We start from the raw sequence: 5,314 nt of genomic DNA, 5'->3' as shown, positions 1-5,314 counted from the left end.
CTTGCACAAGAATTCGGCGAAATTTCTCAAGGGCCTGACTAAATTGTCCCAGCGGTGATAGGGACTTGGGGATAGCAGCAGGTAGGACGGGGTGGGGATTGTGGACAAGTCAAGCGTGGCTCCGGTTGCAGTCATCGGGATGGCGTGCCGGCTGCCGGGGGGCATCGACTCCCCTGACCTCTTCTGGGAAGCGCTGCTGCGCGGCGACGACTTGGTCAAGGAAATTCCCGCCGACCGCTGGGACGTCGACTACTACTACGACCCGGAGCCGGGTGTGCCGGGCCGATCGGTCTGCAAGTGGGGCTCGTTCCTGGACAACGTCGGCGACTTCGACCCGGAGTTCTTCGGCATCACGGAAAAAGAAGCCACTGCGATGGACCCTCAGCACCGTTTGCTGATGGAGACCGCGTGGGAGGCCATGGAACATGCCGGCCTGACAAAAGACACCATCGCCGACGAAACGGGCGTCTTCGTCGGATTGAATTACGGCGACTACCAGTTCGTCCACGCCGCCACCGATGCTTTCGACGGACCGTACGGAAACCCCGGCACCATCTCCTGCATGGCATCCGGCCGCATCGCTTACGCGCTCGGACTGCACGGTCCGGCGGTGACGGTGGACACCGCGTGCTCGTCGGGGTTGTTCGCGATCCACCAGGCCTGCCGCAGCCTCAGCGACGGGGAGAGCAACCTCGCCTTCGCGGGCGGGGTCAACGTGATGATGGAACCGCGCAGGTCTGCCTCGGCATCGGCGGGCGGCATGCTGTCGGGCACCGGGCATTGCCACGCGTTCGACGTCAAAGCTGATGGCTTCGTGTCCGGCGAGGGCTGCGTCGTGCTTTTGCTCAAGCGCCTGGCGGATGCCCAGCGCGATGGTGACCGCATCTTGGCTGTCGTGCGGGGCACGGCCGCCAACCAGGACGGCCACACGCCGAACATCGCGATGCCGTCGGCTACGGCGCAGGCAGCCGTGTACCGGGCGGCACTCGCCGTGTCGGGCGTGGACGCCGGCACCGTCGGCATGGTGGAGGCGCATGGCACCGGCACCTCCGTCGGTGACCCGATCGAGTACGCCAGCCTCGCGGAGGTGTACGGCATTGACAACCCCTGCGTGCTCGCGGCCTCGAAGACCAACTTCGGACACACTCAGGCGGCTGCCGGTGCGCTCGGGATGATGAAGGCGGTCCTCTCCGTCCAGCACGGCGTGGTCCCCAAGAATCTCCACTTCGAGACGCTGCCCGACGAGATGGCCCGCATCGACACCGGGCTGTTCGTGCCACAGGAGATCACGCCGTGGCCGCTGAACGGCGGGCAACCGCGGCGCGCGGCGGTGTCCGCTTACGGCATATCCGGCACCAACGTGCACGCCATCGTGGAGGCAGCCCCCGAGCCTCTGTCCCGCAACGGCGCCGCGCCCAAGCCGGCCGGCGACGGCACGCTGTTGTTCCCGCTGTCCTCCTCGTCGGTCGACGCGTTGCGGGACACCGCTCGCCGGCTGGCCCACTGGGTCGAGGCACACGCGGCGGAACTGGCGACGCCGGACCTCGCCTACACGCTGGCTCGCCGGCGCGGGCACCGAGCGGTGCGGACCGCCGTGCTGGCCGGCAGCAATGCGGAACTGGTAGAGGCGCTGCGAGGGGTTGCCAACGGTGACGCCATCTTCCAGGAAGTGGTGGGCCAGGAGGAGCGCGGTCCGGTCTGGGTGTTCTCCGGCCAGGGCTCGCAATGGGCCGAGATGGGTGCCGACCTGCTGGCAAGAGAGCCCGCATTCGCGACGGCAATCGCCGAGATCGAGCCGCTGATCGCGGCCGAGTCCGGGTTCTCGGTGACCGAGGCGCTGACTTCGCCCGAGAAGGTGACCGGCATCGACCGGGTGCAGCCGACGCTGTTCGCCATGCAGGTTGCGCTGGCGGCGACGATGAAGTCCTACGGGGTCCGGCCCGGCGCGGTCATCGGCCATTCGATGGGCGAGGCCGCGGCGGCTGTGGTAGCCGGGGCGCTGTCGCTCGAGGACGGTGCACGGGTCATCTGCCGCCGCTCGCGCCTGATGGCCACGATCGCGGGTGCCGGCGCGATGGCATCGGTGGAACTGCCTGCCCAGCAAGTGCTTTCGGAGCTCATGGCTCGTGGAGTCAACGACGCCGTGGTGGCGGTGGTGGCCTCACCCCAATCCACGGTGATCGGCGGTGCAACCGACACGGTTCGCGAGCTGGTCGCGGCCTGGGAGCAGCGCGAGGTGATGGCCCGGGAGGTGGCCGTCGATGTGGCGTCGCACTCGCCGCAGGTCGATCCGATCCTTGACGAGCTGTACGACGTGCTGGCCGAGGTGGAGCCCTTGACTCCTGAGGTGCCGTACTACTCGGCGACCTCGTTCGACCCGCGCGAGGAGCCCTACTGCGACGCCAACTACTGGGTGGAAAACCTGCGTCACACGGTTCGGTTCTCGGCCGCGGTGCAGGCGGCCCTCGAAGACGGCTACCGGGTCTTCGGCGAGTTGTCACCCCACCCGCTGCTGACGCACGCCGTCGACCAGACCGCCAAGAGCCTCGACATGACGGTTGCGGCTCTGGCCGCCATGCGGCGCGAACAGCCGCTGCCTCACGGGTTGCGCGAGTTCCTGGCAGACGTGTACGCCACGGGCGCCACGGTCGATTTCTCCGTCTTGTTCCCGGGTGGCCACCTGGTGGACGCGCCACTGGCGAGCTGGACTCATCGCTCGCTGCTGTTGAGCCGCGACGGCCACAGCTCCCAGGCGCTGCGCTCCAGCGTTGCGGTGCATCCGCTGATGGGCCAGCACGTGCGCCTCCCGGAAGAGCCCGAGCGCCACGTCTGGCAAGCAGAGATCGGGACGGCGACGCTGCCCTGGCTGGCCGACCACCAGGTCCACGGGACGGCCGCCCTCCCGGGCGCGGCCTATTGCGAAATGGCGCTGGCGGCGGCTTCCACCGTCTTCGGCGAGGCCTCCGAAGTCCGCGATGTGCGCTTCGAGCAGATGCTGCTCCTCGATGAGGAGACCCAAATCAGCCTCACCGCAACTGCGGAGGTGCCCGGCGCCCTGGCTTTCGTGGTGGAGACCAACGAGGAAGGGGTGCAGGCACGGCGCGCTTCCGCGGTGTTGCGGGCGCTGGATCAGACCACGGCCTGCACGACCGCCGACGCGGACACCCCTGCCTCCTATGACATCGAGGAACTGCTGGCAGCACACCCGAGCAGCGTGGAAGGTCCCGACCTTCGAGACGCCATGGACCTGTGCGGGATCCAGTACGGCTCCGCCTTCACTGGTCTGACGGCTGCGCATACCGCGGAGGGCACCGGCACCACGGTGCTGGCCGAAATCGGCCTGCCGAGCGTGATCCGGACACAGCACACCAGTTACGGCGTGCATCCGGCATTGCTCGATGCGTGCTTCCAGTCCGTCGCCGCCCACCCCAGCGTCGCGAATGCCAGCCTCGGCGGTCTGCTACTTCCGCTGGGCGTCTGCGGGTTGCGGTTACACGGCCCGGTCCACACCGCGCGCTACTGCTACTCGCGGGTCACCGCGGCGATCGGCGGAGCCGTCGAGGCCGACCTCGACGTCTTGGACAAGCACGGCAAGGTCCTGCTGACCGTGCGCGGGCTGCAGATGGGCACCGGCGCCTCGGCAAGCGACGAGCGGGCTCGGGTCATGGCGGAGCGGTTGCTCACCGTGGAGTGGCAGCAACGCGCCCTGCCCGAAGTAGCGACCGCCGATAGCGGAGCATGGCTGCTGGTCAGCACCGCCGACTCCGCCGACCTCGTGGCGGCAGCGTTCGCGGATGCGATGAAGCTCCACGAGGCGGAGTGCACCACTCTGTCCTGGCCTCAGCACGCCGATCACCCGGCCATCGCCGAGCGGCTCCGCGGGGAGATCGAGAAGGGCGGTTACGCCGGCGTGGTGGTCGTCACGGAGCCTAAGAGCGGCACCCACGACGACGACGGTGCGGTCCGTGGCGGCGCATCCGTCCGTCACGTGGTACGGATCGCCCGCGAACTGCCGGACATCCAGGGCCAATCGCCCCGGCTGTATGTGGTCACCCGAAACGCTCAGAAGGTGCTGTCGGAGGACGTGCCCAACCTCGAGCAGGGCGGCCTGCGCGGGCTGCTGCGGGTCATCGGTTCCGAGTATCCGCACCTGCACACCACCCACATCGACGTCGACGAGCAGACCGGCGCGGAGCAAGTGGTGCGCCAGCTTCTGCTGACCGGACCGGGTGAGGACGAAACGGCCTGGCGCAACGACGAGTGGTACATCGCACGCTTGTGCCCCTCGCCCCTGTGCCCCGAGGACCGGCGAACCACCATCGCCGTCCACGAGCACGACGGCATACGCATGCAGATCCGCACCCCGGGTGACCTGCAGACGTTGGAGTTCGCCGCGTTCGACCGCGTTCCGCCCGGTCCCGGGCAGATCGAAGTGGCGGTGACCGCGTCGAGCATCAACTTCGCCGATGTGCTGAATGCTTTCGGCCGCTATCAGAGCCTCGACGGCATCCTTCCGCAGCTGGGCACCGACTTCGCCGGCGTGGTGTCTGCGGTGGGTCCGGGCGTCACCAATCACGAGGTCGGTGACCACGTCGGCGGGATGTCCCCCAACGGCTGCTGGGCCACGTTCGTCACCTGCGACGCGCGCCTGGCCACCAAGCTCCCCGAGGGACTGACCGACGCCCAGGCCGCCGCGGTGACGACCGCGCACGCGACCGCCTGGTACGGCCTGCAGGAGTTGGCCCGCATCCAGGCCGGCGAAAAGGTGCTGATCCACTCCGGAACCGGCGGCGTGGGACAGGCCGCGATCGCCATCGCCCGCGCAGCCGGAGCCGAAATCTACGCCACCGCCGGCAATGAGAAGCGGCGACAACTGTTGCGCGACATGGGAATCGAGCACGTCTACGACTCACGCACCGTCGAGTTCGCGGACCAAATCCGCCGTGACACCGACGGCTACGGCGTCGACGTCGTGCTCAACTCGGTGACCGGCGCCGCCCAACTCGCCGGGATCAAGTTGCTGGCGCTGGGTGGGCGGTTCGTCGAGATCGGCAAACGGGACATCTACGGCGACACCAAGCTTGGTCTCTTCCCGTTCCGCCGCAACCTCGCGTTCTGGGGTGTCGACCTGGGATTAATGTCAGTCAGCCACCCCCAGCAGGTCAGCCGAATCCTGAGCACCGTGTACCGGTTGACCGCCGAGGGTGAGCTGCCGATTCCGGCGAGCACGCATTACCCACTGGCCGAGGCTGCCACGGCGATTCGCACGATGAGCGCCGCCGAGCACATCGGCAAGCTCATCCTGGACATCCCG

At 68.2% G+C, this 5,314-nt stretch carries 1 protein-coding gene; it reads left to right on the top strand.

The window, feature by feature from the left end; translation table 11 throughout:
* Nucleotides 1–100: 100 nt before the first annotated feature.
* Nucleotides 101–5,314: sulfolipid-1 biosynthesis phthioceranic/hydroxyphthioceranic acid synthase (gene pks2 / locus JO059_RS03175; RefSeq protein WP_293314670.1), on the top strand; the 5,214-nt coding region annotated here is incomplete at its 3' end.

It is taken from the genome of Mycobacterium sp., assembly GCF_019247615.1.
Taxonomy (GTDB): Bacteria; Actinomycetota; Actinomycetes; order Mycobacteriales; family Mycobacteriaceae; genus Mycobacterium.
The sequence above is the reverse complement of the archived record's forward strand: the minus strand, read 5'-3'. Positions and strand labels throughout refer to the sequence as shown.